The sequence below is a fragment of the Candidatus Pelagibacter sp. Uisw_094 genome, assembly GCF_047729535.1.
Taxonomy (GTDB): Bacteria; Pseudomonadota; Alphaproteobacteria; order Pelagibacterales; family Pelagibacteraceae; genus Pelagibacter.
Genome location: NZ_CP159823.1, coordinates 1,114,711 through 1,138,129 on the forward strand (window position 1 = coordinate 1,114,711; position 23,419 = coordinate 1,138,129).

25 protein-coding genes and 2 riboswitches are annotated in these 23,419 nt (G+C 29.6%); of the genes, 14 read left to right on the forward strand and 11 right to left on the reverse strand.

Annotated elements, in window-relative coordinates; translation table 11 throughout:
* Window positions 1–6: 6 nt before the first annotated feature.
* From ABXT72_RS06120 to ABXT72_RS06130, 3 genes are all read right to left on the reverse strand, one after another.
* A complete protein-coding gene (locus tag ABXT72_RS06120; RefSeq protein WP_415278065.1) occupies window positions 7–561 on the reverse strand; it encodes an OsmC family protein in 555 nt (184 codons plus the stop codon).
* 4 nt (window positions 562–565) lie between these two features.
* Window positions 566–630, reverse strand: a riboswitch (SAM riboswitch).
* A 3-nt stretch (window positions 631–633) separates the two neighbouring features.
* On the reverse strand, window positions 634–1,695 hold the full coding sequence (locus tag ABXT72_RS06125) for a homocysteine S-methyltransferase family protein (RefSeq protein WP_415278066.1): 1,062 nt from the start codon (window positions 1,693–1,695) through the stop codon (window positions 634–636).
* Between the two features lie 75 nt (window positions 1,696–1,770).
* Window positions 1,771–1,835, reverse strand: a riboswitch (SAM riboswitch).
* A gap of 163 nt (window positions 1,836–1,998) precedes the next feature.
* On the reverse strand, window positions 1,999–2,358 hold the full coding sequence (locus ABXT72_RS06130; RefSeq protein WP_006997770.1) for a winged helix-turn-helix transcriptional regulator: 360 nt from the start codon (window positions 2,356–2,358) through the stop codon (window positions 1,999–2,001).
* Window positions 2,359–2,452: 94 nt separating this feature from the next.
* Here ABXT72_RS06130 and ABXT72_RS06135 point away from each other — a divergent pair, with 94 nt between their 5' ends.
* The 5 genes from ABXT72_RS06135 (at window position 2,453) to ABXT72_RS06155 (ending at window position 6,558) form a co-directional block, all read left to right on the forward strand.
* Window positions 2,453–2,689: a CDGSH iron-sulfur domain-containing protein gene (locus tag ABXT72_RS06135; protein WP_415278067.1), complete on the forward strand. Its 237-nt coding sequence runs from the start codon at window positions 2,453–2,455 to the stop codon at window positions 2,687–2,689.
* Entirely contained in the window at window positions 2,689–3,099 is a 411-nt protein-coding gene (locus tag ABXT72_RS06140) for a DoxX family protein (protein ID WP_018413556.1), read from the forward strand. The genes ABXT72_RS06135 and ABXT72_RS06140 overlap by 1 nt, the downstream gene beginning before the upstream one ends.
* Before the next feature lie 97 nt (window positions 3,100–3,196).
* Window positions 3,197–4,735: a glutamate synthase-related protein gene (locus ABXT72_RS06145; protein ID WP_415278068.1), complete on the forward strand. Its 1,539-nt coding sequence runs from the start codon at window positions 3,197–3,199 to the stop codon at window positions 4,733–4,735.
* Between the two features lie 9 nt (window positions 4,736–4,744).
* Window positions 4,745–5,584 (forward strand): pirin family protein, encoded by an 840-nt coding sequence (locus tag ABXT72_RS06150; RefSeq protein WP_415278069.1) that lies wholly within the window; start codon window positions 4,745–4,747, stop codon window positions 5,582–5,584.
* Window positions 5,584–6,558: a quinone oxidoreductase family protein gene (locus ABXT72_RS06155; RefSeq protein ID WP_415278070.1), complete on the forward strand. Its 975-nt coding sequence runs from the start codon at window positions 5,584–5,586 to the stop codon at window positions 6,556–6,558. The genes ABXT72_RS06150 and ABXT72_RS06155 overlap by 1 nt, the downstream gene beginning before the upstream one ends.
* Here the strand turns inward: ABXT72_RS06155 and ABXT72_RS06160 are convergent.
* Window positions 6,555–6,959, reverse strand: coding sequence for a DUF2721 domain-containing protein (locus ABXT72_RS06160; protein ID WP_168607110.1), 405 nt, complete (start codon window positions 6,957–6,959; stop codon window positions 6,555–6,557). The two genes, ABXT72_RS06155 and ABXT72_RS06160, sit on opposite strands and share 4 nt — an antisense overlap.
* A gap of 52 nt (window positions 6,960–7,011) precedes the next feature.
* On the opposite strand from ABXT72_RS06160, the gene ubiA reads away from it, so the two are divergent.
* From ubiA to ABXT72_RS06185, 5 genes are read left to right on the forward strand one after another with little or no spacing between them, the layout of a single operon-like run.
* Window positions 7,012–7,875 carry a 4-hydroxybenzoate octaprenyltransferase gene (ubiA, locus tag ABXT72_RS06165; protein WP_415278071.1) on the forward strand — a complete coding sequence of 288 codons (864 nt, stop codon included), beginning with the start codon at window positions 7,012–7,014 and terminating at the stop codon, window positions 7,873–7,875.
* On the forward strand, window positions 7,875–9,614 hold the full coding sequence (locus ABXT72_RS06170) for an ABC transporter ATP-binding protein (RefSeq protein WP_415278072.1): 1,740 nt from the start codon (window positions 7,875–7,877) through the stop codon (window positions 9,612–9,614). The genes ubiA and ABXT72_RS06170 overlap by 1 nt, the downstream gene beginning before the upstream one ends.
* Window positions 9,614–10,876: a 3-deoxy-D-manno-octulosonic acid transferase gene (locus ABXT72_RS06175; RefSeq protein ID WP_415278073.1), complete on the forward strand. Its 1,263-nt coding sequence runs from the start codon at window positions 9,614–9,616 to the stop codon at window positions 10,874–10,876. Before ABXT72_RS06170 ends, ABXT72_RS06175 begins: the two co-directional genes overlap by 1 nt.
* Window positions 10,857–11,801, forward strand: coding sequence for a tetraacyldisaccharide 4'-kinase (lpxK, locus tag ABXT72_RS06180; RefSeq protein ID WP_415278074.1), 945 nt, complete (start codon window positions 10,857–10,859; stop codon window positions 11,799–11,801). Before ABXT72_RS06175 ends, lpxK begins: the two co-directional genes overlap by 20 nt.
* Window positions 11,788–12,648, forward strand: coding sequence for a lysophospholipid acyltransferase family protein (locus ABXT72_RS06185; protein ID WP_415278075.1), 861 nt, complete (start codon window positions 11,788–11,790; stop codon window positions 12,646–12,648). Before lpxK ends, ABXT72_RS06185 begins: the two co-directional genes overlap by 14 nt.
* A gap of 4 nt (window positions 12,649–12,652) precedes the next feature.
* Here ABXT72_RS06185 and ABXT72_RS06190 read toward each other — a convergent pair whose 3' ends face one another.
* Window positions 12,653–12,841 carry a DUF2093 domain-containing protein gene (locus tag ABXT72_RS06190; protein ID WP_271564347.1) on the reverse strand — a complete coding sequence of 63 codons (189 nt, stop codon included), beginning with the start codon at window positions 12,839–12,841 and terminating at the stop codon, window positions 12,653–12,655.
* 21 nt (window positions 12,842–12,862) lie between these two features.
* Here ABXT72_RS06190 and purD point away from each other — a divergent pair, with 21 nt between their 5' ends.
* Entirely contained in the window at window positions 12,863–14,128 is a 1,266-nt protein-coding gene (gene purD / locus ABXT72_RS06195; protein WP_415278076.1) for a phosphoribosylamine--glycine ligase, read from the forward strand.
* Window positions 14,125–14,691, forward strand: coding sequence for a 16S rRNA (guanine(966)-N(2))-methyltransferase RsmD (gene rsmD, locus ABXT72_RS06200; RefSeq protein WP_415278077.1), 567 nt, complete (start codon window positions 14,125–14,127; stop codon window positions 14,689–14,691). The genes purD and rsmD overlap by 4 nt, the downstream gene beginning before the upstream one ends.
* Here rsmD and ABXT72_RS06205 read toward each other — a convergent pair.
* Genes ABXT72_RS06205 through ABXT72_RS06230 form a run of 6 tightly spaced genes read right to left on the reverse strand, consistent with a single transcriptional unit; the run spans window position 14,683 to window position 21,243 of the window.
* Entirely contained in the window at window positions 14,683–15,825 is a 1,143-nt protein-coding gene (locus ABXT72_RS06205) for a glucose-6-phosphate isomerase (protein WP_415278078.1), read from the reverse strand. The two genes, rsmD and ABXT72_RS06205, sit on opposite strands and share 9 nt — an antisense overlap.
* A 4-nt stretch (window positions 15,826–15,829) precedes the next feature.
* A complete protein-coding gene (locus tag ABXT72_RS06210) occupies window positions 15,830–16,285 on the reverse strand; it encodes a DUF3035 domain-containing protein (protein WP_415278079.1) in 456 nt (151 codons plus the stop codon).
* Entirely contained in the window at window positions 16,272–16,772 is a 501-nt protein-coding gene (lspA, locus tag ABXT72_RS06215; RefSeq protein WP_415278080.1) for a signal peptidase II, read from the reverse strand. Before lspA ends, ABXT72_RS06210 begins: the two co-directional genes overlap by 14 nt.
* A gap of 12 nt (window positions 16,773–16,784) precedes the next feature.
* Window positions 16,785–19,502: an isoleucine--tRNA ligase gene (ileS, locus tag ABXT72_RS06220; RefSeq protein ID WP_415278081.1), complete on the reverse strand. Its 2,718-nt coding sequence runs from the start codon at window positions 19,500–19,502 to the stop codon at window positions 16,785–16,787.
* Window position 19,503: 1 nt separating this feature from the next.
* Entirely contained in the window at window positions 19,504–20,421 is a 918-nt protein-coding gene (locus ABXT72_RS06225) for a bifunctional riboflavin kinase/FAD synthetase (RefSeq protein WP_415278082.1), read from the reverse strand.
* A gap of 3 nt (window positions 20,422–20,424) precedes the next feature.
* Complete coding sequence (locus tag ABXT72_RS06230) at window positions 20,425–21,243, reverse strand: TIGR01459 family HAD-type hydrolase (RefSeq protein ID WP_415278083.1); 819 nt, start codon at window positions 21,241–21,243, stop codon at window positions 20,425–20,427.
* Window positions 21,244–21,366: 123 nt separating this feature from the next.
* Here ABXT72_RS06230 and groES point away from each other — a divergent pair, with 123 nt between their 5' ends.
* Window positions 21,367–21,657 (forward strand): co-chaperone GroES, encoded by a 291-nt coding sequence (gene groES / locus ABXT72_RS06235; RefSeq protein ID WP_415278084.1) that lies wholly within the window; start codon window positions 21,367–21,369, stop codon window positions 21,655–21,657.
* Window positions 21,658–21,680: 23 nt separating this feature from the next.
* Window positions 21,681–23,345, forward strand: coding sequence for a chaperonin GroEL (gene groL, locus ABXT72_RS06240; RefSeq protein WP_271492595.1), 1,665 nt, complete (start codon window positions 21,681–21,683; stop codon window positions 23,343–23,345).
* Window positions 23,346–23,419 lie beyond the last annotated feature (74 nt).

Consider the following 23,419-nt stretch of genomic DNA (forward strand, 5'->3'; position numbering starts at 1 on the left):
TGTAATTTAAGCAACGCTTGCTCTTTGTTCAGTTTGCTCTTTATTAACAAAAGCGCTCGAAGTAACCTTTTGAAATAATTTAATAGGAACTCCTTTTGATAAAATGTCTAATACTGGACAATGTGTATTTACCGTATCAATCAATTTATCTATTTCAGCTTTAGGTGATGACGATTTAATATCAACAGTACCAGAAATAGATTGAAAGCCAGGTCTGGTGTCTTTATTTAAAGCTAAAAAACCATGTAGATCAAGCGTACCTGTTAAATTAATACTAACACTTTCAATATTAATACCAGATGCTGTAGCAAAAGCTTTATACGTTATCTCCTGACACGTTGCTAAAGCTGCTAATATTAACTCCACTGGACTTGGTCCCTCATCTTTTCCACCAAAACTTTTGGGTTCATCCACTATCAATTTATGCTCTCTAAGGGTAACCACAGATTGAAGCCCTTCCTTAAGGATTGAGTTGCTTTCATATTGGACCACAGCATTTTTTGGGTTAGCTGTAAAATCCTTCTGTAGATTACTTATTGTTTCTTTTAGATTATTACTCATTTTTTATCTCCTGTTTTAGTGCTTCGACATATGTCAGGCGCACAATTTAGTTAAATGCCCTTCTTAATTTATTTACGCTTTGTCTCCGTATTCAGTCATATGTTTTGGAATTCTTTTATTTTTTCCATACATAAAATGATTTTCCATGTTCTCTCTGTATTTACTTGCTGGAACTTTTAATCCAATCGACTCAGCAACTTCCCTAATCAACATTGGGTTTGCTCCACAACAAACTCCTAAATAATTCACTCCTAATGCATAAGCATCTTTTGCAAATTTACCTATTTCATATCTATTGCAGAAGTGTGGGTCTAATGCCGTTGGAAATGTTCTTCCATGTGGCGACGGACAAGCACAATTACTTCTGTCTGGCAGATTAAAAAATGTTGGAAAGTCTTCATTGGTTCTGTAAGGTATTGGTAAAGCTCCAACATGACATTTAACTGCTTCTCTAATTTCTTTTAAAAAGGGAAACATCGTAGCTGGCCCCCTAAAACAATTTAAACCAACAACATCAGCTCCACGTTGTTCAAGTTCTTTGCAGGTATCAACAACAGATTTCCCATCTCTCATTTTATTTTCACCCATTGGAGAAATTGTTAGAACTGTCGGTAAACCTGTTTTTTTCATTACCTCTAAAGCTTTGTAAGCCTCTTCAGCATAATAAAAAGTTTCACCAATCAACATATCAGCTCCTTCCTCAACAGCCCAACTAACCATCTCTGTAAACATTCCTTCAACTGCTTTTTGAGATTGAGGGTCATTATGTTTCCAAATATTTGAATTTGAAATATTACCTGCCATCAAATTTGGTTTAGACCCCTTAGGAGTGTCTAGTGCTACTTTTTTAGCAATTTTTAATGCTGAACGATTTAAAGGTTCAAGAAGCTCTTCTTTACGAATAACACGCATTTTTTCTCTGTGTCCATTATAAGTAAAAGCTTCAACAATATCTGAACCAGCATGTTGAAATTCTCTATGCAAATTCTCTAATACCTCAGGATGGTCCAATGAAACCATTGGCACAAATTCTCCTGATGCCATGTACCCACGTCTTTCAATTTCAAATAAAAAACCTTCAGCACATACAATGGGTCCTTTATCCAGTCTTTCTTTTAATCTATTTGTACTCATTTTTTTTCTCCAAATTATTGAAGAAAAGAAACTGAAAAACGTTAAACAAGAGGGTTGTAAATTTAAACAATCTCTTTTCTCCTTTTTAGTGCTTTAGCAAATGCTAGGTGCACAATATGGTTCAAGTACCCGGTTTAGATTTGAAGAATTTCCAAAAAAAAACCACCAGCTAAAGCGGTGGTTGAAACGTCGCTTTAGCAGGAATTTATAAAGCGCTCTGCAATTTAACTTAAATCAGCGCTGCTCAACTTTAATCATATTTTAGAATTAAAGGATACATAAATTTTTACTGTATTTTTAAGACTATCTAATTCTATTTTCTTCAAAATTCTTATTTAGCTTTACTGAAATAGTTCGAGTATTTCTTTTATTCCACTCTGAAAAAGATCTTAAGATAGGCATAACCGAAAGACCAAATTCAGTAAGTGAATACTCAACTTTTGGGGGCATTATTCGAATAACTTTTCTATTAATTATTCCATCTCCCTCTAACTCCTTAAGCTGCTTGGATAACATTTGTTGTGTAATGGTTTTCAATCCTTTTTTAAGTTCACCAAATCTAATTTTTTTACTTTGCAGCAAACTAAACAAAATTCTAATTTTCCATTTACCTCCAAGAAAGTAAACGGCTCTTTCAGCTGGACAATCTATTAAGTTTTTCATGGTATGTTTTTGTATACTAGTATGATTATTTTGCGTTATTGCATTACTAGTAACAAAGCTCTATGAACAAGTCAATTAAATTGAAAGGGTAAAAATGATTAAAGGACAAAACGCAGGTAACGGACCAATCGCAGTAGATGTAGAGAAAGATAAATCTTACTACTGGTGTTCATGTGGAAAGAGTTCAAAGCAACCATTTTGTGATGGATCTCATCAAGGTTCAGAATTTACTCCAGTTGCATACAAAGCTGAAGAAACAAAAAAAGTATTTTTTTGTGCTTGTAAACAAACTAACAACCAACCTCTTTGCGATGGTTCACACAGTAAGTAATGATTAAAGCAAGTAAAAGAACTAAAAATATGAACAACATCTTAGATCTGACTGGTAGAATACTTATCTCTCTAATTTTTTTGTTAAGTGGAATTAACAAAATTGGAAACTATGAAGGAACAGTTGGTTGGATGGAGTCTTTAGGTGTGCCTGGCATTTTTTTAATACCAGCAATCATACTTGAGATAGGTGCACCAATATTAATTATGATTGGATATAAAGTAAAAGTTTCAGCAGCTTTATTAAGTATATTTTGCATCGCTACAGCAGTTATTTTTCATAATAATCTTTCTGATCAAATGCAGTTTATATCTTTTATGAAAAATATTGCTCTTGCTGGGGGTTTTTTATTCTTAGTTGTTAATGAAACAAAAGATTTCAGTCTAGATAAAAAATTAAATAATCGTTAATTAACTAAATATATAAGTGTCTTGTTGCTTTAAATTAAGACACTTATAAAAAATTACATATTATTTTAAGATTTAATTTATTAGAGTAAGGGTATTAATGGACAAGCCAACTATAGCAGATAACAAACCTAAAAAAGTAGAACTAGTACAAAATGAAGAATACATGTTTTGTACTTGTGGAAAATCTAAAAACCAACCATTTTGTGATTGGTCTCATGCTGGTACTTCATTTGAGCCTATAAATTTTAAAGCTGAAGAAACTGGTGATGCTTATCTTTGTATGTGTAAACATAGTAGCACCAAACCTTATTGTGATGGTACGCATAAAAATTTTACCTCTGATCAAATTAATAAATCAGAAGAAGTTTTAAGCACTAATGAAATAACGAGTACAGAAGAAGAGCCACATCTTGCATACATCCATGAGCTTGCAAAAAATGGTTTAACAAAACTTGGTCATCATGGAGAAATGGGAGCAATGGGTGTTCCCTCTAAAGACCTACCAAGATGGGAAGATATTCAAATACTTACAGCCCAACTAGCAAAGAAACCTCTTCTAGATAACGATAAAGTTGGGACAGATATTATTATAGGTAAAAACTCAAAAAAACCTCTAACGTTAAAGATTCCAATTTTTGTATCTGACATGAGTTTTGGTGCACTATCAGAGGAGGCAAAAATTGCTCTAGCAAAAGGTGCTGAGGGTGCTGGTACAGGAATTTGTTCGGGAGAAGGTGGAATGCTTTTAGAAGAGCAAAAAAACAATTCAAAGTATTTTTATGAACTTGCTTCTGCTAAATTTGGTTATTCAGAAGATAAGTTAAAAAATATTCAAGCTTTTCATTTTAAAGGTGGTCAAGCTGCAAAAACTGGAACAGGCGGACATTTACCAGGGAACAAAGTTAAAGGTAAAATATCTGAGGTAAGACAAATTCCAGAAGGTGAAGATGCTATCTCCCCTTCTACTTTCAAAGACCTGACAACAGTTGATGATTTTTTAAAATTCTCAAACAGAGTTAGAGAGTTAACTGGTGGTATTCCAATAGGATTTAAATTATCTGCTCAACATATAGAAGGTGACATTGAATTTGCAGTAAGTGCTAGTGCTGATTATATTATTCTTGATGGGCGTGGTGGTGGAACCGGGGCTGCTCCTTTAATATTTAGAGATAATATTTCTGTTCCTACGATTCCAGCCTTAGCAAGAGCTAGAAATTACTTAGATAAAAAAGGTTATGACCATGTATCATTAATTATAACAGGTGGATTAAGAACTTCTGCAGATTTTGTAAAAGCACTTGCTCTTGGAGCAGACGGTATTGCAATCTCCAACTCAGCTATGCAAGCAATAGGATGTGTTGGTGCTAGAATGTGTAATACAAATAATTGCCCCGCTGGTATTGCCACTCAAAAACCAGAACTTAGAAAAAAATTAAATATTGACGAATCTTCTGCAAGACTAACTAGATTTTTTAATGCATCTGTAGATCTAATGAAAATATTAGCAAGAGCATGCGGACATGATCATCTTAATAAACTTTCTATAAATGACTTAACAACGTGGAAAAAAGAAATGAGCGAGCTATCTGGTGTGTCATTTGGTGGAGTTATAAATAATAAGCAAATCAATAAATAGAGGATAGAAATGAATAATATTGAAGTAGAAAAAATCATAGAACCAGTTGCAGCATCAGATGGTGCTGGTGTTAAATTAAAGAGAAGTATTGGCACTCATCTTATTGATTATCATGATCCTTTTTTAATGCTGGATGAATTTGGTTCTGAAAATAAAGATGATTACATTGGTGGTTTCCCTCCTCACCCTCACAGAGGAATTGAAACAGTAACTTATATGTTAAGTGGCGAATTTGAACATGAGGATAGTACTGGTGCTAAAGGTAGAATGTCTTCAGGGGATGTTCAGTGGATGAAAACTGGTGGTGGAATAATTCATTCAGAAATGCCTGCAATGACCGAAGGTAAGCTACATGGGTTTCAATTGTGGGTAAATATGCCAGCAAAATTAAAAATGAACAAACCTGAATACATTTATATTGATGCAGATAAAATGAGCACTCATAAAGATAATGAAAAAACAGTTAAAGTAATTGCAGGAAAGTTTGAAAATGCAGAAGGACCTGTTAAGGGCCATAACGTTGAACCCGTTTACTTTGATGTAGAGATTGAAGAGGGTAAAGAGTTTAATTTTGATCTTCCCTCAACACATAATTCTTTAATTTACTTAATTGATGGAGAAATCAAGGTTGGAGATCAAAACCATGACCAAGCTAAAAACTCTACTTTAATTATTCTGACCAGAGGTGAAAAATTAAAAGTATCTAGCTTAACTAAAGCCAAGTTTTTATTAATATCTGGAAAGCCTATTGGTGAGCCTATTGCTAGAGGGGGTCCATTTGTAATGAATACTAAAGCTGAGATCTTGCAAGCAGTGCAAGATTATCATAATGGTACATTTGTAAAATAATGAAAACAATTAAAATAGAAAAATTTGGTGGTCCCGAAACTTTAGAAGTTAAAGATATTGAAATCGGTAAACCAGGTCCAAAAGAAGTTCTTATAAAAAATCTATCCATTGGTCTTAACTATATCGATGTTTATCACCGAACAGGTTTGTACCCTATTCCTCTTCCAAGTGGAATTGGCCTAGAGGCATGTGGAATAATTGAAGAAGTTGGTTCAGAAGTTGATCTATTTAAAGTTGGCGATAGAGTGGCTCACTCTTCAACGCCAATTGGAAGTTATTCAGAAAAACAATTATTTCCTCAAGAAAAATTAGTTTTAGTTCCAGAAGGTATCTCAGATGAAATTGCATCTTGTATTATGCTTAAAGGAATAACTTCAGAATATTTATTACACAGAGCTTATCCAATTAAAAAAGGTGACAAAGTTTTATACCATGCAGCTGCTGGTGGTGTTGGCCAAATATTATGTCAGTGGGCTAATGCATTGGGAGCTGAAGTTATTGGAACGGTTGGCTCTAAAGAAAAAGAAGCTATTGCTAAAAAAAATGGCTGTCATCATGTGATAAATTATACTGATACAAACTTTGTTGAAGAGGTGGAAAAAATTGCAGGTAAAAATGGAGTTGATGTTGTCTATGATGGTGTTGGTATTAAAACATTTGATGGATCAATTGAAACCTTAAAGGTTAGAGGCATGATGGTCGCTTTTGGTAACGCATCAGGGTACGTTGATACTATAGATGTTAAAAAACATATTAATGCAAAAGGATTATTTTTTACTCGTCCTTCAATTGCACATTACACAATGACAAGAGAAGAGTTAGTTGAATCAGCTAAAAAAGTTTTTGATGCAATTTTGTCTGGGAAATTTAAAGTTGAAATTTCTAAAAGATATTCACTTGATGATGCTAAAAAAGCACATAAAGAATTAGAAGCAAGACTACTAACTGGTCCTGCAGTTATTATTCCTAATTAATCTAAATCAACATCCATATCGGACATATGCAATTTTAATGCATTTGTTGAAACTTGAATTTCTCTCATAAAAACAACAATTGAAATCATCATCGATAAACAACAAGATCCAAAGATTATTCTTGCAGCAAAAATTTCATTTAAATAAAGGGCAAACACAGTCAACATATTAAATAAGAAACCAAATGCAGCAAACATGATAGTCCATTTTAAAAGAACAATTCTTCCACTTAAATTTATAAACTGTTTTTTCCACTCTGGCGGAATGTGACTTTCATATACATGTTCATCATGAAGTTGCCTAATAAGCTTACTCAAAGAATGAAATCTGTTGCTATATACGCTCATCAATAAAGGAATGGCAGGAAACATCAATGCTGTAACTGTGTAATCTATATTCATACGAATCAATTTGATTATGAAACTAGCCTTTGTTATTTACAAGTAAATTATTATGAAACAATTAAATCTTTTTATCGAGCTAACAAGACTAAAAAGACCTATTGGCTATATGTTATTATTTTGGCCTTGTGCATGGGGACTAACTCTTGCTTATGATTTTTCAAAAAACTTAAATGATTATTTTTTTTACTTATCATTGTTTTTTTTAGGATCAGTTCTAATGCGTTCTGCAGGATGCATTGTAAATGATATTTCTGATAAAGAATTTGACAAAAAAGTTTCAAGAACAAAAAATAGGCCTATTGCGTCCAATCAAGTTTCAATAAAATTAGGAATATTTTATACTTTAATTTTATGTCTAATCGCATTTTTAGTTTTAATTAACTTTAATAACTTAACAATCTTGCTTGCACTAGGATCTATGCCTTTAGCCTTCACATATCCTTTAATGAAAAGATTTACTTATTGGCCTCAATTATTTTTAGGAATAACATTTAATTATGGTTTGGTTTTAGGGTGGACTTCGATACAGGGTGAAATAAATACTGTTGCTATTATCTTTTATCTTGGAGCCATATTTTGGACACTAGGGTACGACACAGTATATGGGTTTCAAGATATTAAAGATGACGAAATTATAGGTGTAAAATCAACTTCAATAAAATTCAAAAAAAAACCAAAAAACTTTGTATCTACATGTTATGTTTTTCTAATTTTCTCTATTTTAACTGTGGGCTATATGATGAATTATAATTACTTTTTTTATACAAGCTTGTTAATAACAATTGCTCACTTATTTTTTTACCAAATTAAATTTTTTAACTCAAAAAACCCTTCCATGTGCTTAAAAGTTTTTAAAAGTAATAATTTAGTTGGTCTTCTAATTTTTTGTAATATTTTAGTTGGAAAGCTTTAATGAATAATTCAGAAATTTATAAAAGACTTTATAAAGATTATTCAAAAAAATATATTAATAAAATATTGATATCTGTTTTTTTTGGTGTCCTTGTGGCAGCAAGTACTTCTGCAATAGCTTGGCTTTTGGATCCTGCAATTAAAAAAATATTTGTTGAAAAAGATCAGTCACTAATATTTGTAATTCCTTTATTAATAATTGTAGCTTTTACCATTAAAGGATTTGCTCTTTATTTTGCAAAAGCAATTATGATTAGAGTTGCTGAAGAAATTAAAAAAATTCTTCAGTCCCAAATGGTAAAATCTTTAATCAATGCAGATACACAGCTAATAGATCAAAAACATTCTGGAAAATTTATTTCAAATCTTACTTATGATGTAAATCATATTACCAACATGCTCAGTACAGCCATTTTAAGTTTATTCAAAGATAGCTTAACTCTGCTTGGATTATTATTTGTGATGTTTTATCAAAATTGGAAATTATCATTGATTGCAATAATTATGATACCTATAGCTGGTATGGCGTCAAAAACCCTCGGTAAAAGAATTGGGAAAGTTGTTACAGAAGCACAAGAAAAATCTGGTTTTTTAAATACACATTTAATTGAATTATTTAAAAATCATAAATTAATTAAAATTTTTCAAAGAGAAGATTATGAAAGCAAAAGAACAGATGGTCATTTAGATCAGCTAAAAGAAAAAAATATTAAAATCAATACTGTGTTTGTAAGGCTATCACCAATTATGGAAACCTTGACTGGAATAATGATTGCAATTTTAATATTTTATTCTGGAAAATTAGCTCTTAATAATGAGATTGAAATAGGAAATTTTTTCTCTTTTCTTGCTGCAATGATGCTTGCGTATCAACCAGTAAGATCTCTATCAACAATGAATATGATATTAAAACAGGGGCTATCTGCAGCTAATAGAATTCTACCCATTATTGATAGTCGAAATAAAATTGCTGATTATGAGGGGGCTAAAGATATTAATATTACCAATTCTAATATTAGTTTTAATAATATTAACTTTAGGTATGTTGCGGATGAAAAAGATGTTTTAAAGAATATAAACCTGAATATAACTGGTGGAAAAATGACTTCATTGGTTGGGCATAGTGGTTCGGGAAAATCAACAATTTTGAATTTAATACCAAGATTTTATGATGTGCAATCAGGAGATATCCAGATTGATAATCAGTCTATATACAAGATAAAAATTAAATCCCTAAGAGATAAAATCTCTCTTGTAAGCCAAGATACAACTTTATTTGATGACACAATAAAAAATAATATTAAATATGCAAAAAAAGATGTCTCAGATGAAGAGATTATTGAGGCAGCAAAATTTTCTTATGCACACGAGTTTATAGAAAAATTACCTAAAAAATATGAAACCATAATAGGTGAAAATGGAATTAGATTATCAGGTGGAGAAAAGCAAAGATTATCCATAGCTCGAGCCATGATTAAAAAAAGTCCAATAATTCTTTTAGATGAAGCAACCTCTTCACTAGATGCCGAAACAGAAAGCAAAATTCAAGAAGCTTTAAAAATATTAACTAAAGATAGAACTACCGTTGTAATAGCTCATAGATTATCAACAATTCTAAACTCAGATCAAATTTACATAATTGATGCAGGTAATGTTGTTGCAAACGGCAAACACGATGAATTATTAAATAGTTCAGAACTTTACAAAAATTTCTACGAAAAACAAATTCGAAAAGGGTAATGTTTTTTTTATATCAAATATTAATAATCATACTGTTAATATTTTCCCCATTAATTATATTTTTTAGAATTTTAAAAAAAAAAGAAGATAAAAAAAGATATAAAGAGAAATTTTGTTTTCCATCAAAAAAACGTATCAATGGAAATTTAATTTGGTTCCATGGGTCAAGTGTTGGTGAGCTTTTAAGTATTTTGCCCTTAGTTCAAGAACTTGAAAAAAATAAATCTATAAATCAAATTTTAGTAACTACTTCAACCTTAAGTTCTGCTCAAATATTTAAGAAATTTAATTTTAAAAAAACTATTCATCAATTTTTTCCAATAGACTCAATTTTATTTTCTTATAAATTTTTAAACTACTGGAAACCGACTATTGCCATATTTGTTGAATCTGAAATTTGGCCCAGTGTCTTCAGGGCTCTTAATAAAAAAAGTATTCCATTAAAACTTCTTAATGCAAGAATTACAAAAAAAACTTTTAATAAATGGAGGTGTGTAAAAAAATTCTCAAACTCAGTTTTTCAAAATATTTCAATTGCCTACCCTCAAAATGAAGAAACACTTAATTATCTTAAAAAATTGAATGTTAAAAAAATTAAAAAAATAGGAAATCTTAAGTTTTTCAATAATCAACAATCTAAATTAAATAAATTAGACGATACTTTTTTAAAAAACATAAATCTTAAAAAAATTTGGTGCGCTTCAAGTACACATCCTGGTGAAGAGATCATTTGTGCAGATGTTCATATAAACTTAAAGAAAAAATATAAAAATTTACTAACAATAATAATACCAAGACATATTCATCGTGTTAATAAAATAGTTAATGAAATTAAAAGTTTAGATTTAAATATAGTTTTGCACAGCTCAAAACCAAAAAAATTAAATAATACAGATATTTACTTGGTGGACACATATGGTGAGACACAAAAATTTTATCATTCTTCTGATATAGTCTTTATGGGTAAATCAATATCAGGAAAAGGTGGTCAAAATCCTCTTGAACCTACCAACTTAGGTTCTACTGTTTTGTACGGACCAAACGTAGACAACTTTAAAGATACCTATAAATTACTCAATAAACTAAAGGTTGCTTACAAGGTTAATGGAGTAAAAAGCTTAACTCAATCAATAGACAAATTAATTACTAAACCCAATAACAAAAAAAATTATTTAAAAATTGCAAAAATGGGAAAAAAAATACTTAATGAAACTAAAGATGAGATAAACAGTTTATTCAATAATGAAATTAAAAAAACCTAAATTTTGGGACTATAAAAAACCATCATTTTTTTCCTACTTATTGTTACCTCTTTCAATCACTATAGGTTTAATTGCAAAAATAAATTCAAAACCTAAATATTCAAATTCAAAAATAAAAACAATCTGTGTTGGAAACATCTATATTGGAGGAACTGGCAAAACATCACTAACTATCAAAATAAAAGAGATTTTAGATAAAAATAATATCAAAGCTTGTTTTATTAAAAAATTTTACCCTAACCAAGCAGATGAGCAAAAACTACTTAGTAAAAATGGAACTTTATTTAGCAATTTAAAAAGAATTACTGCGCTTGATGAAGCAATTTCAGAAGGTTTTGAGGTTGCTATTTTTGATGACGGACTTCAAGATAACTCTATCAAGTATAATATGGAAATTGTTTGTTTTAATAACCTAAATTGGATTGGAAATGGACTTACATTGCCATCAGGACCTTTAAGAGAGAGTATTAATAACCTGAAATTTTATGAAAACGTTTTTTTAAATGGAAATGAAGAAAGTTTAATTGCTATCAAGGATCAAATCAAAAAAATTAACCCAAATATTAATATTAATTCTGGAAAATATACACCGTTAAACATAGGTGAATTTGATAAAGATCAAAATTACTTAGTTTTTTCTGGTATTGGTAATCACAAAACTTTTGTAGAGATGTTAAAAAATAATAAATTAAAGATTGTAAGTGATTCAGAATATCCAGATCATTACCAGTATTCAAAAAGAGATTTTGATGAAATAATAATTAATGCAAAAAAATTCAATGCACATATTATAACTACTGAAAAAGATTATTTAAGGCTAGAAAACTTTAACAGAAATGAAATTTTTTATGTTAAATCAAGTCTTGATATATCAGATGAAAAAAGTCTCACAAATAAACTACTTAAGCTAAATGAAAAAAATTAAATATTTTTTTGAGTTTTTAGTCATATCCTCTCTTTTTATTATTTATAAATTTTTAGGATTAAAAATTTCATCTCATATCAGTGGAAAATTATTTGAAATGTTTGGTCCAATTTTTAGATCAAAAAATCTCATTAAAACTAATATTCAAAGAGCTGTTCCTAAAATTAATACCTCCAAAATTAAGATCATTACAAAAAGTATGTGGAATAATTATGGAAGAACATTATCTGAATATATGTTTCTTAAAGGTTTTAGAAATGATCAATTTAGATCAAATATTAATATTACAGGTAAAGAAATCCTTCACAAAATAAACTCTGAAAAAACCCCAGTAATTTTTGTTTCTGGTCATTTTAGTAATTTTGAATTAATGGCAATGGAAATTGAAAAATCTGGTGTAAATCTATCAGCAATATATCGGCCATTAAACAATATTTTCTTAAATATATTAATGGAAAGAATTAGAAAAAAATATATTTGCAAAAAACAAATTAAAAAAGGAACTGGTGGAGTTAGAGAATTATTAAGATTATATAAAAAAGGCTACTCTATAGCCTTAATGATTGATCAGAGAGTTTCTCAAGGGATAAAGTCTAAATTCTTTAATGAGGAAGCATTCACTACAACGATCCCCGCACAATTTATAAAAAAATTTAATTGTAAAGTAGTACCAATTTCTATTGAGAGGCATAATGGTGTAAATTTTAATATTAAAGTTGAAAAACCTATAGAGTTTTCAAAAAACTCCTCAACTGAAAAAATTACTAGAGAATTAAACATTTGGCTGGAGAAAATAATTTTAAAAAATCCAGGTGAATGGATATGGTCTCATGACAGATGGAAGTAAGAATTTAGTTCGCCTCTTTTTTTTTATGAGCTTCTACATATGAAAAGTATGGCTCTTGAAGCTCAACATTCCAATAATTAAGATTTTCTAAACTAATTAATTTTCCTGATACAGCACAAACAACATGATCGCCATTTTCAATAATTTCAAAGTTATTCGGTAAATATTTTAATTTTGCTAATTTTTTATTCATTTTTAGTTTATATACATCTATATGAAAGTTGGAATAATTGGAAGCGGTGGAAGAGAGCATGCTCTATGTTTATCCATCAAAAAATCACCTAGAGTTGATAAGATATACTGCTTTCCTGGTAATGCAGGAACCTCAAATATAGCAGAAAATATTGAAATTGATTTATCAGACTTTAATAAAATTAAAGAATTTTCAATCAAGAATGAAATTGATTTGTTAATTGTTGGGCCAGAAAAACCCTTGGTTGATGGAATAGTAGATTTCTTTAAGGATACAGAAATAAATATTTTTGGTCCTGATAAAGTTTCTTCTCAATTGGAAGGCTCAAAAATATTTACAAAAAAAATATGTGAAAAGCACAATATACCAACTGCTAAGTTTGGTATTTTTGAAAATGCTAATGATGCAATATCTTTTCTGGACAAAACTCAGTTTCCACTCGTGGTCAAGGCTGATGGTCTTGCATCTGGAAAAGGTGTTTACATTTGTGAAAATAAAGATGATGCAAATTTAGCAATAAAAGAGGTTTTTAATGGGAAATTTGGATTAGCAAAAAATATTTTAATTGAAGAATTTCTTGTTGGTGAAGAAATGAGCTATTTTATTATAAGTGATGGTAAAGAAATCCAAAGCTTTGAAACAGCACAAGATCATAAAAGAGTTTTAGAAGGTGATAAAGGAGCAAATACAGGTGGAATGGGTGCATACTCACCATCAAGACTACTCAATCAACCTTTGGAAGAAAAAATATTAAATAAAATAATCAACCCTACCATTAAAGCTCTAGAAGAAATGGGATCTAATTATAAAGGATTTTTATACGCTGGCTTAATGATAGTTAAAGATGAACCTTATTTAATTGAATATAATGTAAGAATGGGAGATCCAGAATGTCAGACTATCTTACCTAAATTGAAAACAGATTTGTTTGAAATTATCAATGCATGCTGCAATAAAAACCTAAAAAACATAAATATAGAGTGGCATGATAAAAAAAGTCTATGCATTGTTTTATGTTCAAAGGGTTATCCTGATAAATATAGTAATGAAATTTTAATAGAAAATATTGAAAATCTAAAGCTAGATGAGGATGATTATTTTTTTCACGCTGGTACAAAAAAAATAAACGATAAAGTTTATTCAAATGGTGGAAGGGTAATTAATTTTGTTAGTCTTTCATCAAATTTTAAAAAAAGTAGAGATAAAGCTATAAGTTTAATTAAAAACCTTAATTGGAAAGATGGGTTCTATAGAAAAGACATTGGCCATAAGGTGATTGATGAATGAGGATAATTTCAGGAAATTTTAAGGGCAAAAAAATTATTCAACCTAAAGATAAAATAACAAGACCTCTTAAAGATTTAACAAAAGAATCAATTTTCAATATATTAAAACATTCCAAATTATTGAATATAGAGCTAGAAAGTTCCAATATTTTAGATCTATTTTCAGGTGTTGGATCATTTGGTCTCGAATGTTTATCTAGAGGTGCTAAAAATGTTACCTTTTTGGAGAGTTATACAGATGTATTAAGTGTTTTAAAAAAAAATATAGACAATCTAAATCAGCAAAATCAAACAAAAGTAATTGAAAAAGATATTTTTTCTAAAAACACACTTAAATTATTAAATGATAAATTTGATATTATTTTTATGGACCCACCCTATAAAGAGAAAAAATTATCTTTTCTATTGAACACAATAACTGAATTAGAATTACTTAACACAGATGGCATCATAATTATTCACAGACATAAAAAAGAAGAGGATGATCTACCCAAAGAATTTAACCTAATTTTAGAAAAAAATTACGGTATTTCAAAAATTATATTTGGAAATACTTTAACTTAAGATTCTTTTTGTTTCTATTTTTATCAACTCAACAGAAGGTTGATCAAAAGGATTAACATTTAAGGCTCGACCAAGTAAAATGGTCTCTAATATAAAGAAGCAGAACAGTTCACCTAGAGACTGTTCATTTCTTTTTAAAATTCTAAAACTTCTAAAGGGTATTTTTTTTGAAATAAAGACTTTCTCTGTAGCAATCATTTGGGACTGTTTTATTTTTTCTATTGATAGGTTTTTTAAAAACTTATGAGTATTTAACACACCATCATTCTTAATTTTTATATTTCTATTTTCAAATACATTAAAAAAAGTATAAAAATATTTATTTGGTCCATCCAGATAGAGTTGCATTAAACTATGATTATCTTTTGGCATTGAAGAAACAACAGGTAGTAATCCTAGCGATTTTTTTCCTAAGCTTTCAGCTATCAGTTGTTGATACCATTTGAATAAATTTTCAGATTGTTCGTCATAATTTAAAATTATTGATGTTTGTTTGCCACTCTTAATTAAGCTTAACGTAGTTGAGACGTTACTTACTAGATTGTTAATAAAATTTTTATTTTTAATAAGGTTATTAAATTGCTTAAATTTCTTTTCATCCAAATTCATCAATTCTGCAGGCAACATTCCAACTTCTGACAATACAGAATACCTACCTCCTACATAATTTTTATGCTCAAATATTTCTGCCTTAAGTTTTGTTGCTAAATTAGTTAGATAACTATTTTTTGCTTCTGTAATAATAATATTTTTTTCTTTTTTATTAATTAATGTGTTGGCATTAGCTATTGTCTCTAATGTATTTCCTGATTTAGAAATAATTAAATTTAAATTTATATTTTTATTATCAAAATAACCTGCATTGCTATTTAAATTATTAACAAAAGTAATTTTTTTTTTGATTTTAATTCTTAAAAAATCGTAAATAGCTTCAGATCCAAGAACTGATCCGCCCATACCAATTATTCTTAAATTTGATAGTTTTTTATATTTTCTAACTATTCTTTTTGAATAGCTATATTTATATGTAGGTTTTAGAGTTTCAAATAATGCTGGCTGATCTTTTAGTAATTTTAGAAAATCTTTTTTTATTATTTTAGAGTTTTTGATATTTAAAAAATTTTTAAATATCATTTTTCTAATGCTTAAGATTATTGAATTTATCTTTTAGTCTTTTAAAAAACCATTTTTTTTTTGGTTTTTCATTTTCTTCCTCTACAGATTCATCTAAATTAATGTCAGTAATTTCGTTTAAATTAATTTTTTTTTCATTAATCTTTTTAATAATAGATTCTTCAATAGAATTTTTTGCATCATCACTTTTCTTGTTTGTGCTTGTAGAAGAGCTTTGATTAATCATATCTTCAATGTCAGAAGTATCTTTTTTTCCTGATATTATATTTTTTTTGGGTTCTTTTCCTGGCTCTGGTAGCTCTCCAAAATTTGGAGGTAGCACTAAGGGAGATTTTTTTTCAACTAAAAACTCATCGCTTCCTTTTTTTTTACTTCCTCCCAATCCTTCAGAAATTGTTCCACAAGAGTTTAAAAAAATAAGTATTAAAAAAGAAGCTATTAATGGATTAGTTTTTTTCATTTATATTTTTATTATTAAAGAAAAGTTCTACTAAAATAAGGCAAAAAACTCCAATAGTAATAAATATATCAGCCACATTAAAAACAAACCAATGAAAGCCATAAAAATGTAAATCAATAAAATCTGGAACGGCTGTATAAACTATCCTGTCATAAAAATTTCCTAGGGCTCCACCTGCGATTAATGCAAAAAAGTAACGCTGGATATTATTATTTTTCAACATCATAAACAAAATAGTAATAATGATAAGACCAATTAAGATTGTGATAAAATTGTAAATAATACTTCCATCTATTGAAAATAAACCAAAAGCTATTCCTTTGTTCCAAATTAAGAATAAGTTCAAATAAGGAGTGATATAAATATCAACTGAAGTTTCTACTTCTGCAAGTTTTAAGATGTATAGCTTTGTTGCACGATCAAATATAAAAACTATTAATATAATTACTAAATTTAAATAAAAGTTTTTTAAGTTAATTTTGTTCATCAACTCTTTTATTTAATTTGAATGCCTCTCACATTTAATTTTATTGAATTTCCAACAAACTGGGCATTTATTTCCTTCAGCTTTAATTGTTTCTATAATTGTTTCATCTGTATTTGATTGATGAATTAAAGCAGAAGACGTAATACATATTTCTGAAAAATCTACATTTTTTGAAATTTCAAATAATTTTTTATTTAGATTAATAACTAAGCTAGCTTCTAAACTTGATCCTATTTCCTTACTAGCTCTTTTTGCTTCAATGCTTATATTGCAAACATCCCTAATTTTTTTTAACTCCATCCATTTCTTGTGCAGTTCTTCATCTTGAAAAGACTCTGGATATTTCATAAATTGTTCTAGATGAATACTTTTTTGCTCTTTGTTTATTAGAGTAAAAATTTCTTCTGTTGTAAATGAAAGTATTGGTGCAAACCATTTAACCAAAGATTCTAAAATAATATTTAAAACAACTATACTACTCTTTCTTCTATCAGAATCTTTTGCGTCACAATATAAAGCATCCTTCCTAATATCAAAATAAAATGATGATAAGTCTACTGTGCAAAAATTTAAAAGTTCTTTATAGAGATTGTGAAAATCGTATGATTTAAAATAATTTTTAAAATTTTGATTTAGCTGATACACTCTATGAAGCATATATCTCTCTAATTCTGGTAATTGTTTGATGTCTAGACTTTCCATATCAATTTTTTGGAAATCATCATTTAAGTTACCTAGCAAATATCTAAATGTATTTCTAATTTTCCTGTATGAATCTGCGTGTTGTTCTAAAATAGAATAATCAATTCTTAAATCTTCAGCATAATTAGATGATGCAACCCATATTCTTAAAATATCTGCACCATATTTTTTTAAAATATCCTCAGGTGCAATTACGTTTCCTACAGATTTTGACATTTTGAGACCCTTGCCATCTACAACAAACCCATGGGATAATATTGATTCATAAGGCGCTCTACCTCTCGTTCCACAAGATTCTAACAGTGACGAATGAAACCAACCTCTATGCTGATCAGAGCCTTCTAAATACATTGATGCTGGCCATTGAAGATCTTCTCTTTTTTCTAAAACAAATGCATGTGTGCACCCACTATCAAACCAAACTTCAACAATATCACTTATTTTTTCGTAATCTTCTGCTTTATATTTGTCCCCTAGAAATCTTTGAGGATTATCAGAAAACCAACAATCAGAACCTTCTTTTTCATAAATGCTGGCAATATTTTCATTTACATTATCATCTACTAAAATTTCTTTAGTAGTTTTATGAACAAATATTGGAAGCGGAACTCCCCAAACTCTTTGTCTTGAAACACACCAATCTGGCCTTGTTTCAATCATTGCTTTTATTCTTTCTCTACCTTTGTCAGGGTAAAATTTAGTATCATCAAGTGCTTTTAACGCTTTTTTTCTCAAACCATGGCTTTCCATTGAAATAAACCATTGCGGCGTTGCTCTATGAACAAGGGGTGCTTTTGATCTCCATGAATGCGGATACGAATGAACTAGCTCTCCATTAGATAATAATTTTTTTTGTTCTTTTAATTTTTCAATAACAATTGGGTTAGCTTTAAAAATATGAGTTCCCTCAAATAAAGGAAGATTTTTAGTGTATTTACCATCACCATCTACAGTCTCTATGGCTTTTATCCCGTGCTTTAAACACAGATTAAAATCATCAGGACCATGACTAGGTGCACAATGAACAATACCTGTTCCCTGCTCTGTTGTAACAAATCTTGCTTCAAGCATTGGGATATCATAATCATAGCCAAGCTCTAAAAAAGGATGACTACAAATTGTATCTTTAAAATCTTTACCTTTAAATTTTTTTATTTCTTTGTAACTTTTGATTTCACAATCTTTGATAACAGACTCTAGTAGGGCTTCTGCAACTACTATTTTTTTATTCTTAAAATCTCCTTCGTCATTTAATTCAATTATTAAATAATCTAAGGCTTCGTTATAAGCTAACGCTTTATTTGCAGGTATAGTCCATGGAGTAGTTGTCCATATAATAATTTCCGTATTTTCTAATTCTTTTATATTTGTTTTTTTAACTGGAAAGGCTGTATAAATTGTATCTGATTTATGATCTTGATACTCAACTTCAGCATCTGCTAAAGCTGTTTTTTCTACAGTTGACCAAAGAACAGGTTTAAAACCTCTATAAAGACTTCCTTCTTTTAAAAATTTTCCTAACTCTCTTACGATTTGAGCTTCTGCCTCAAAACTCATTGTTGCATAATGATTATCCCAATCTCCAACAACACCTAATCTTTTAAATTGTGTTTTATGAACTTCAATCCATTTTTGAGCAAACTCTCTACACTCTTTTCTAAATTCAGTTATTGGAACTTCATTTTTATTTTTTTTATTTTTTTTATATTGCTCTTCAATTTTCCACTCAATAGGTAGACCATGACAATCCCATCCAGGAACATATACAGAATCTTTACCATCCATCTGATGGAATTTTACTATTATGTCTTTCAAAATCTTATTTAAGGCCGTACCCATGTGAATGTTACCATTTGCATATGGTGGACCATCGTGAAGTATGAATTTCTCTTTACCCTTATTGGATTTTCTCAACTCCTTATAAAGATCAATTTTTTTCCAATATTCTAAAATTTCAGGTTCTTTATTCTGTAAATTTGCCTTCATGGAGAAAGCTGTTTTAGGTAAATTTATATTTTCTTTGCTCATATTAACTTTTTTTAGCAACTTTTAAGTCACTTTGAATTTGTTTTTTTAATTGATCAACGTTTTTGAATTTTTTTTCTTTTCTTATAAACTTTGTGAACTCTACTGATAAATACTTATTATAAAGATTTCCAGAAAAATTAAGAATATGCACTTCTAATAAAATTTTTTTTTGATTAAAAGTTGGTCTATAACCAAGATTAGCAATTGCTTTTAGTGATTTATTGGAGTTTTTTTGTTTTACTTTAGCGGCATACACTCCAGGCATCGCAATCACATAATCCTTAATATCAATATTACAGGTTGGAAAACCAATTTTTTTTCCTTGCTGCCTTCCCTTTTGAACAATTCCTTCAATTGACCAATTTCGACTTAATAACTTATTAGTTTTTTTTAATTGTCCTTTTTCTAAAAGAGAGCGAATATATGTTGAGGAGATAACCTTTTTATTTAAGATTAGTGGTTGTGGTTTTACTATTTTGTAATGATATTTTTCTTCATTTTTAATTAATTGCTTAACATCTCCCTCTCTTTTATTGCCAAATCTAAAGTTGTTACTAACAAATATATATTTAGCTTCTAATTTTTTTGATAAAATTTCTCTAATAAAAAAATCAGACTTAATTGCAGAGAATTTTTTATCAAATTTTTTAGTAATTATAAAATCAACTCCTAAATTATCTAAAATTACATTTTTCTGTTTTACATTTGAAATTCTAAAGTTTTTAAAGTTTTTATTAAAAAACATTTTAGGCATTGGTTCAAATGTTAAAACACCAATCTTTAAATTAAATTTTTTTTTATAAGTATTTGCTAACTTAAATAATCTTTGATGACCTAAATGAACTCCATCAAAATTTCCAATCAGGATAATTGATTTTTTATGATTTTTTGAAATATTAAAGTCTTTATACAACTTCATATTCTACCACTTTAATTCTGTTTGAATAAAGTTTACAACAACTTCATATTTCTTTGAAATTACATCTATACCTTCTTTTTTAATTTCATCTCTATGAACACCATTTGATATAATTAAAGAATTATAATTTAAAAGATTGGCTCCTTTAATATCTGTATTCAAATTATCACCAATAGACAAAACTCTTTTCCCTTTGTTGTTAATTGCTTGATTATAAACCTCAGGAAATGGTTTTCCAAAATAAATAACCTCTCCCCCCATTTTTTCAAAAACAAGAGCTACAGACCCTGCACACAATTCTCTTTTTTCACCTCTATCAACAATTAAATCTGGGTTAGTACATATCATTTTCTTATTAATATGATCTTTGAATAATTCTTTGTAATAATTTAAATCTACACCTTGTTCTTCAAATAAACCTGTGCAGAGTAAATATGAACTTTCTTTAATGTCATTAGTCTTATTTTTTTTAAAATCTAAAAATAAATCAAAATCTCTTGGTGGCCCTACATGATAAAATTTCTCTTCCAGAGAATTTTTTCTTAAATAATTCAGCGCTGCTTCTCCTGAGGAATAAACTTTTTCCCTAATTTCTTTGTTCATTCCCATTTTTTCTAAAAAATTATTTACTATTTTATTAGGTCTTGGCGCATTAGTTAATAGAACGTAGTCTTTGTTTGCTTTGGCGATTTCTTCTAAAACTTCAATTGCATTTTTATGAAGAGTTATCCCATTATGAACAACGCCCCATAAATCGATATAAAAAATATCATAATTCTCTACAATCGATCTTAATCCACCGTTATTTAAATTCTTAGTCATTATGGGAGGTATAACTTATAAAAAATACAATTTCTCTGGTTTTTTGCCCCACATATTTTTTTTAACATCTCTTGAAATAGTTAGCCTAATAGCTATATGAGACGCATAATAAAAGGAGAATTTATGAAATTTAAACCGTTACACGATAGAGTTCTAATAGAAGTTTTAAACAGTAGTGAAAAAACTGCTGGAGGAATAATTATCCCTGATACAGCTCAAGAAAAACCTCAAGAAGGTAAAGTAATTGCTGTTGGTGGTGGAGCAAAAACTGAAGATGGAAAACTGATTCCAATGGATGTGAAAGTTGGAGATAAAGTTCTTTTTGGCAAATGGTCAGGAACTGAAATCAAAATAGACAGCAAAGAATATAGCATAATGAAAGAGTCTGACATTATGGGTATTTCGAGCAAATAATTTAATTTAAAGGAGAAAATAAAATGGCAAAAATTGTAAAATTCGACTCTGAAGCAAGAGCGGCAATGATAAGAGGTGTTGATATCCTTGCTAACACAGTAAAAGTTACTCTTGGACCAAAAGGTAGAAATGTTGTTATCGACAAATCTTATGGTGCACCAAGAATTACTAAAGATGGTGTTACTGTTGCTAAGGAAATTGATCTTGAAGATAAATTTGAAAACATGGGTGCTCAAATGGTTAAGGAAGTTGCTAGCAAAACAAATGAAGAAGCTGGTGATGGAACAACTACAGCAACTATTTTAGCACAAGCGATTGTTAAAGAAGGTGTAAAATATGTAACGGCTGGCATGAACCCTATGGATGTTAAAAGAGGAATAGATGCAGCAGTAGATCATGTTAAAGCAAGCTTAATTGCTTCAGCAAAAAAAGTAAAAGATACTGATGAGATTGCTCAAGTAGGAACTATCTCAGCAAATGGTGATAAAGAAATTGGCAACATGATTGCAAAAGCTATGCAAAAAGTTGGTAATGAAGGTGTTATTACTGTTGAAGAAGCTAAGGGAGTGGAAACTGAGTTAGACGTTGTTGAAGGTATGCAGTTTGATAGAGGTTATTTATCACCATACTTTATTACTAACGCTGATAAAATGACTACTGAGTTAGAAAACCCTTTCATCTTATTACATGAAAAAAAATTAACTAACTTACAACCAATGGTTCCGCTTTTAGAAGCTGTTGTACAGGCTGGTAGACCACTAATGATTATTTCTGAGGATGTTGAGGGCGAAGCTCTTGCAACTCTTGTTGTAAATAAACTTAGAGGTGGTTTAAAAGTTGTTGCGGTTAAAGCACCTGGTTTTGGTGATAGAAGAAAATCAATGCTTGATGATATTGCAATTTTAACTGGTGGTCAGGTTATTTCTGAAGACATTGGAGTTAAACTTGAAAATGTTAAACTTACAGATCTTGGATCTTGTAAGAGAGTTAAAGTTGATAAAGATAATAGTACAATTATTAGCGGCAGTGGTAAAAAATCTGAAATTGAAGCTAGATGTGCTCAAATCAAACAACAAGTAGGTGAAACAACTTCTGATTATGACAGAGAAAAACTTCAAGAAAGACTAGCAAAACTTGCTGGTGGAGTTGCTGTAATCAAAGTTGGTGGTGCAACTGAAGTAGAAGTTAAAGAAAGAAAAGATAGAGTTGAGGATGCTCTTAACGCAACTAGAGCTGCTGCTGAAGAAGGAATAGTAGTTGGTGGTGGTTGTGCTCTTTTATACGCTTCACAAAGTCTAACGACACTTAAAGTTAAAGGAGATGATCAAAAAGCTGGAGTTACGTTAGTGGCCAAAGCTTTACAAGCTCCTATTAGACAAATAACTTTAAATGCTGGAGTTGATGGTTCAGTTGTGGTTGGAAAACTACTTGAACAAAATAAAAAGAACCAAGGTTACGATGCTCAGAATGAAGATTATGTTGATATGTTTGCAAAAGGTATCATCGATCCTGTTAAAGTTGTAAGAACAGCTTTACAAGATGCAGCTTCGATTGCTGGATTACTTGTAACTACTGAAGCCATGATTGCTGACAAACCAGATGACAAAGATTCTGGTGCTGGTGGAATGCCTGGTGGAATGCCTGGTGGAATGGGCGGCATGGGCGGCATGGGTGGAATGGGTATGTAATACGGTTCCATCTAGGGAACACTCTAGATACATATACTAAACAAAATTAGAACCCTCGGAATGAAAGTTTCGGG

Bases quoted from the DNA above. Each gene is read 5' to 3' on its own strand.
- ABXT72_RS06120 (WP_415278065.1), bottom strand. From the start codon at position 561: ATGAGTAATAATCTAAAAGAAACAATAAGTAATCTACAGAAGGATTTT.
- ABXT72_RS06125 (WP_415278066.1), bottom strand. From the start codon at position 1,695: ATGAGTACAAATAGATTAAAAGAAAGACTGGATAAAGGACCCATTGTA.
- ABXT72_RS06130 (WP_006997770.1), bottom strand. From the start codon at position 2,358: ATGAAAAACTTAATAGATTGTCCAGCTGAAAGAGCCGTTTACTTTCTT.
- ABXT72_RS06135 (WP_415278067.1), top strand. From the start codon at position 2,453: ATGATTAAAGGACAAAACGCAGGTAACGGACCAATCGCAGTAGATGTA.
- ABXT72_RS06140 (WP_018413556.1), top strand. From the start codon at position 2,689: ATGATTAAAGCAAGTAAAAGAACTAAAAATATGAACAACATCTTAGAT.
- ABXT72_RS06145 (WP_415278068.1), top strand. From the start codon at position 3,197: ATGGACAAGCCAACTATAGCAGATAACAAACCTAAAAAAGTAGAACTA.
- ABXT72_RS06150 (WP_415278069.1), top strand. From the start codon at position 4,745: ATGAATAATATTGAAGTAGAAAAAATCATAGAACCAGTTGCAGCATCA.
- ABXT72_RS06155 (WP_415278070.1), top strand. From the start codon at position 5,584: ATGAAAACAATTAAAATAGAAAAATTTGGTGGTCCCGAAACTTTAGAA.
- ABXT72_RS06160 (WP_168607110.1), bottom strand. From the start codon at position 6,959: ATGAATATAGATTACACAGTTACAGCATTGATGTTTCCTGCCATTCCT.
- ubiA (WP_415278071.1), top strand. From the start codon at position 7,012: ATGAAACAATTAAATCTTTTTATCGAGCTAACAAGACTAAAAAGACCT.
- ABXT72_RS06170 (WP_415278072.1), top strand. From the start codon at position 7,875: ATGAATAATTCAGAAATTTATAAAAGACTTTATAAAGATTATTCAAAA.
- ABXT72_RS06175 (WP_415278073.1), top strand. From the start codon at position 9,614: ATGTTTTTTTTATATCAAATATTAATAATCATACTGTTAATATTTTCC.
- lpxK (WP_415278074.1), top strand. From the start codon at position 10,857: ATGAAATTAAAAAAACCTAAATTTTGGGACTATAAAAAACCATCATTT.
- ABXT72_RS06185 (WP_415278075.1), top strand. From the start codon at position 11,788: ATGAAAAAAATTAAATATTTTTTTGAGTTTTTAGTCATATCCTCTCTT.
- ABXT72_RS06190 (WP_271564347.1), bottom strand. From the start codon at position 12,841: ATGAATAAAAAATTAGCAAAATTAAAATATTTACCGAATAACTTTGAA.
- purD (WP_415278076.1), top strand. From the start codon at position 12,863: ATGAAAGTTGGAATAATTGGAAGCGGTGGAAGAGAGCATGCTCTATGT.
- rsmD (WP_415278077.1), top strand. From the start codon at position 14,125: ATGAGGATAATTTCAGGAAATTTTAAGGGCAAAAAAATTATTCAACCT.
- ABXT72_RS06205 (WP_415278078.1), bottom strand. From the start codon at position 15,825: ATGATATTTAAAAATTTTTTAAATATCAAAAACTCTAAAATAATAAAA.
- ABXT72_RS06210 (WP_415278079.1), bottom strand. From the start codon at position 16,285: ATGAAAAAAACTAATCCATTAATAGCTTCTTTTTTAATACTTATTTTT.
- lspA (WP_415278080.1), bottom strand. From the start codon at position 16,772: ATGAACAAAATTAACTTAAAAAACTTTTATTTAAATTTAGTAATTATA.
- ileS (WP_415278081.1), bottom strand. From the start codon at position 19,502: ATGAGCAAAGAAAATATAAATTTACCTAAAACAGCTTTCTCCATGAAG.
- ABXT72_RS06225 (WP_415278082.1), bottom strand. From the start codon at position 20,421: ATGAAGTTGTATAAAGACTTTAATATTTCAAAAAATCATAAAAAATCA.
- ABXT72_RS06230 (WP_415278083.1), bottom strand. From the start codon at position 21,243: ATGACTAAGAATTTAAATAACGGTGGATTAAGATCGATTGTAGAGAAT.
- groES (WP_415278084.1), top strand. From the start codon at position 21,367: ATGAAATTTAAACCGTTACACGATAGAGTTCTAATAGAAGTTTTAAAC.
- groL (WP_271492595.1), top strand. From the start codon at position 21,681: ATGGCAAAAATTGTAAAATTCGACTCTGAAGCAAGAGCGGCAATGATA.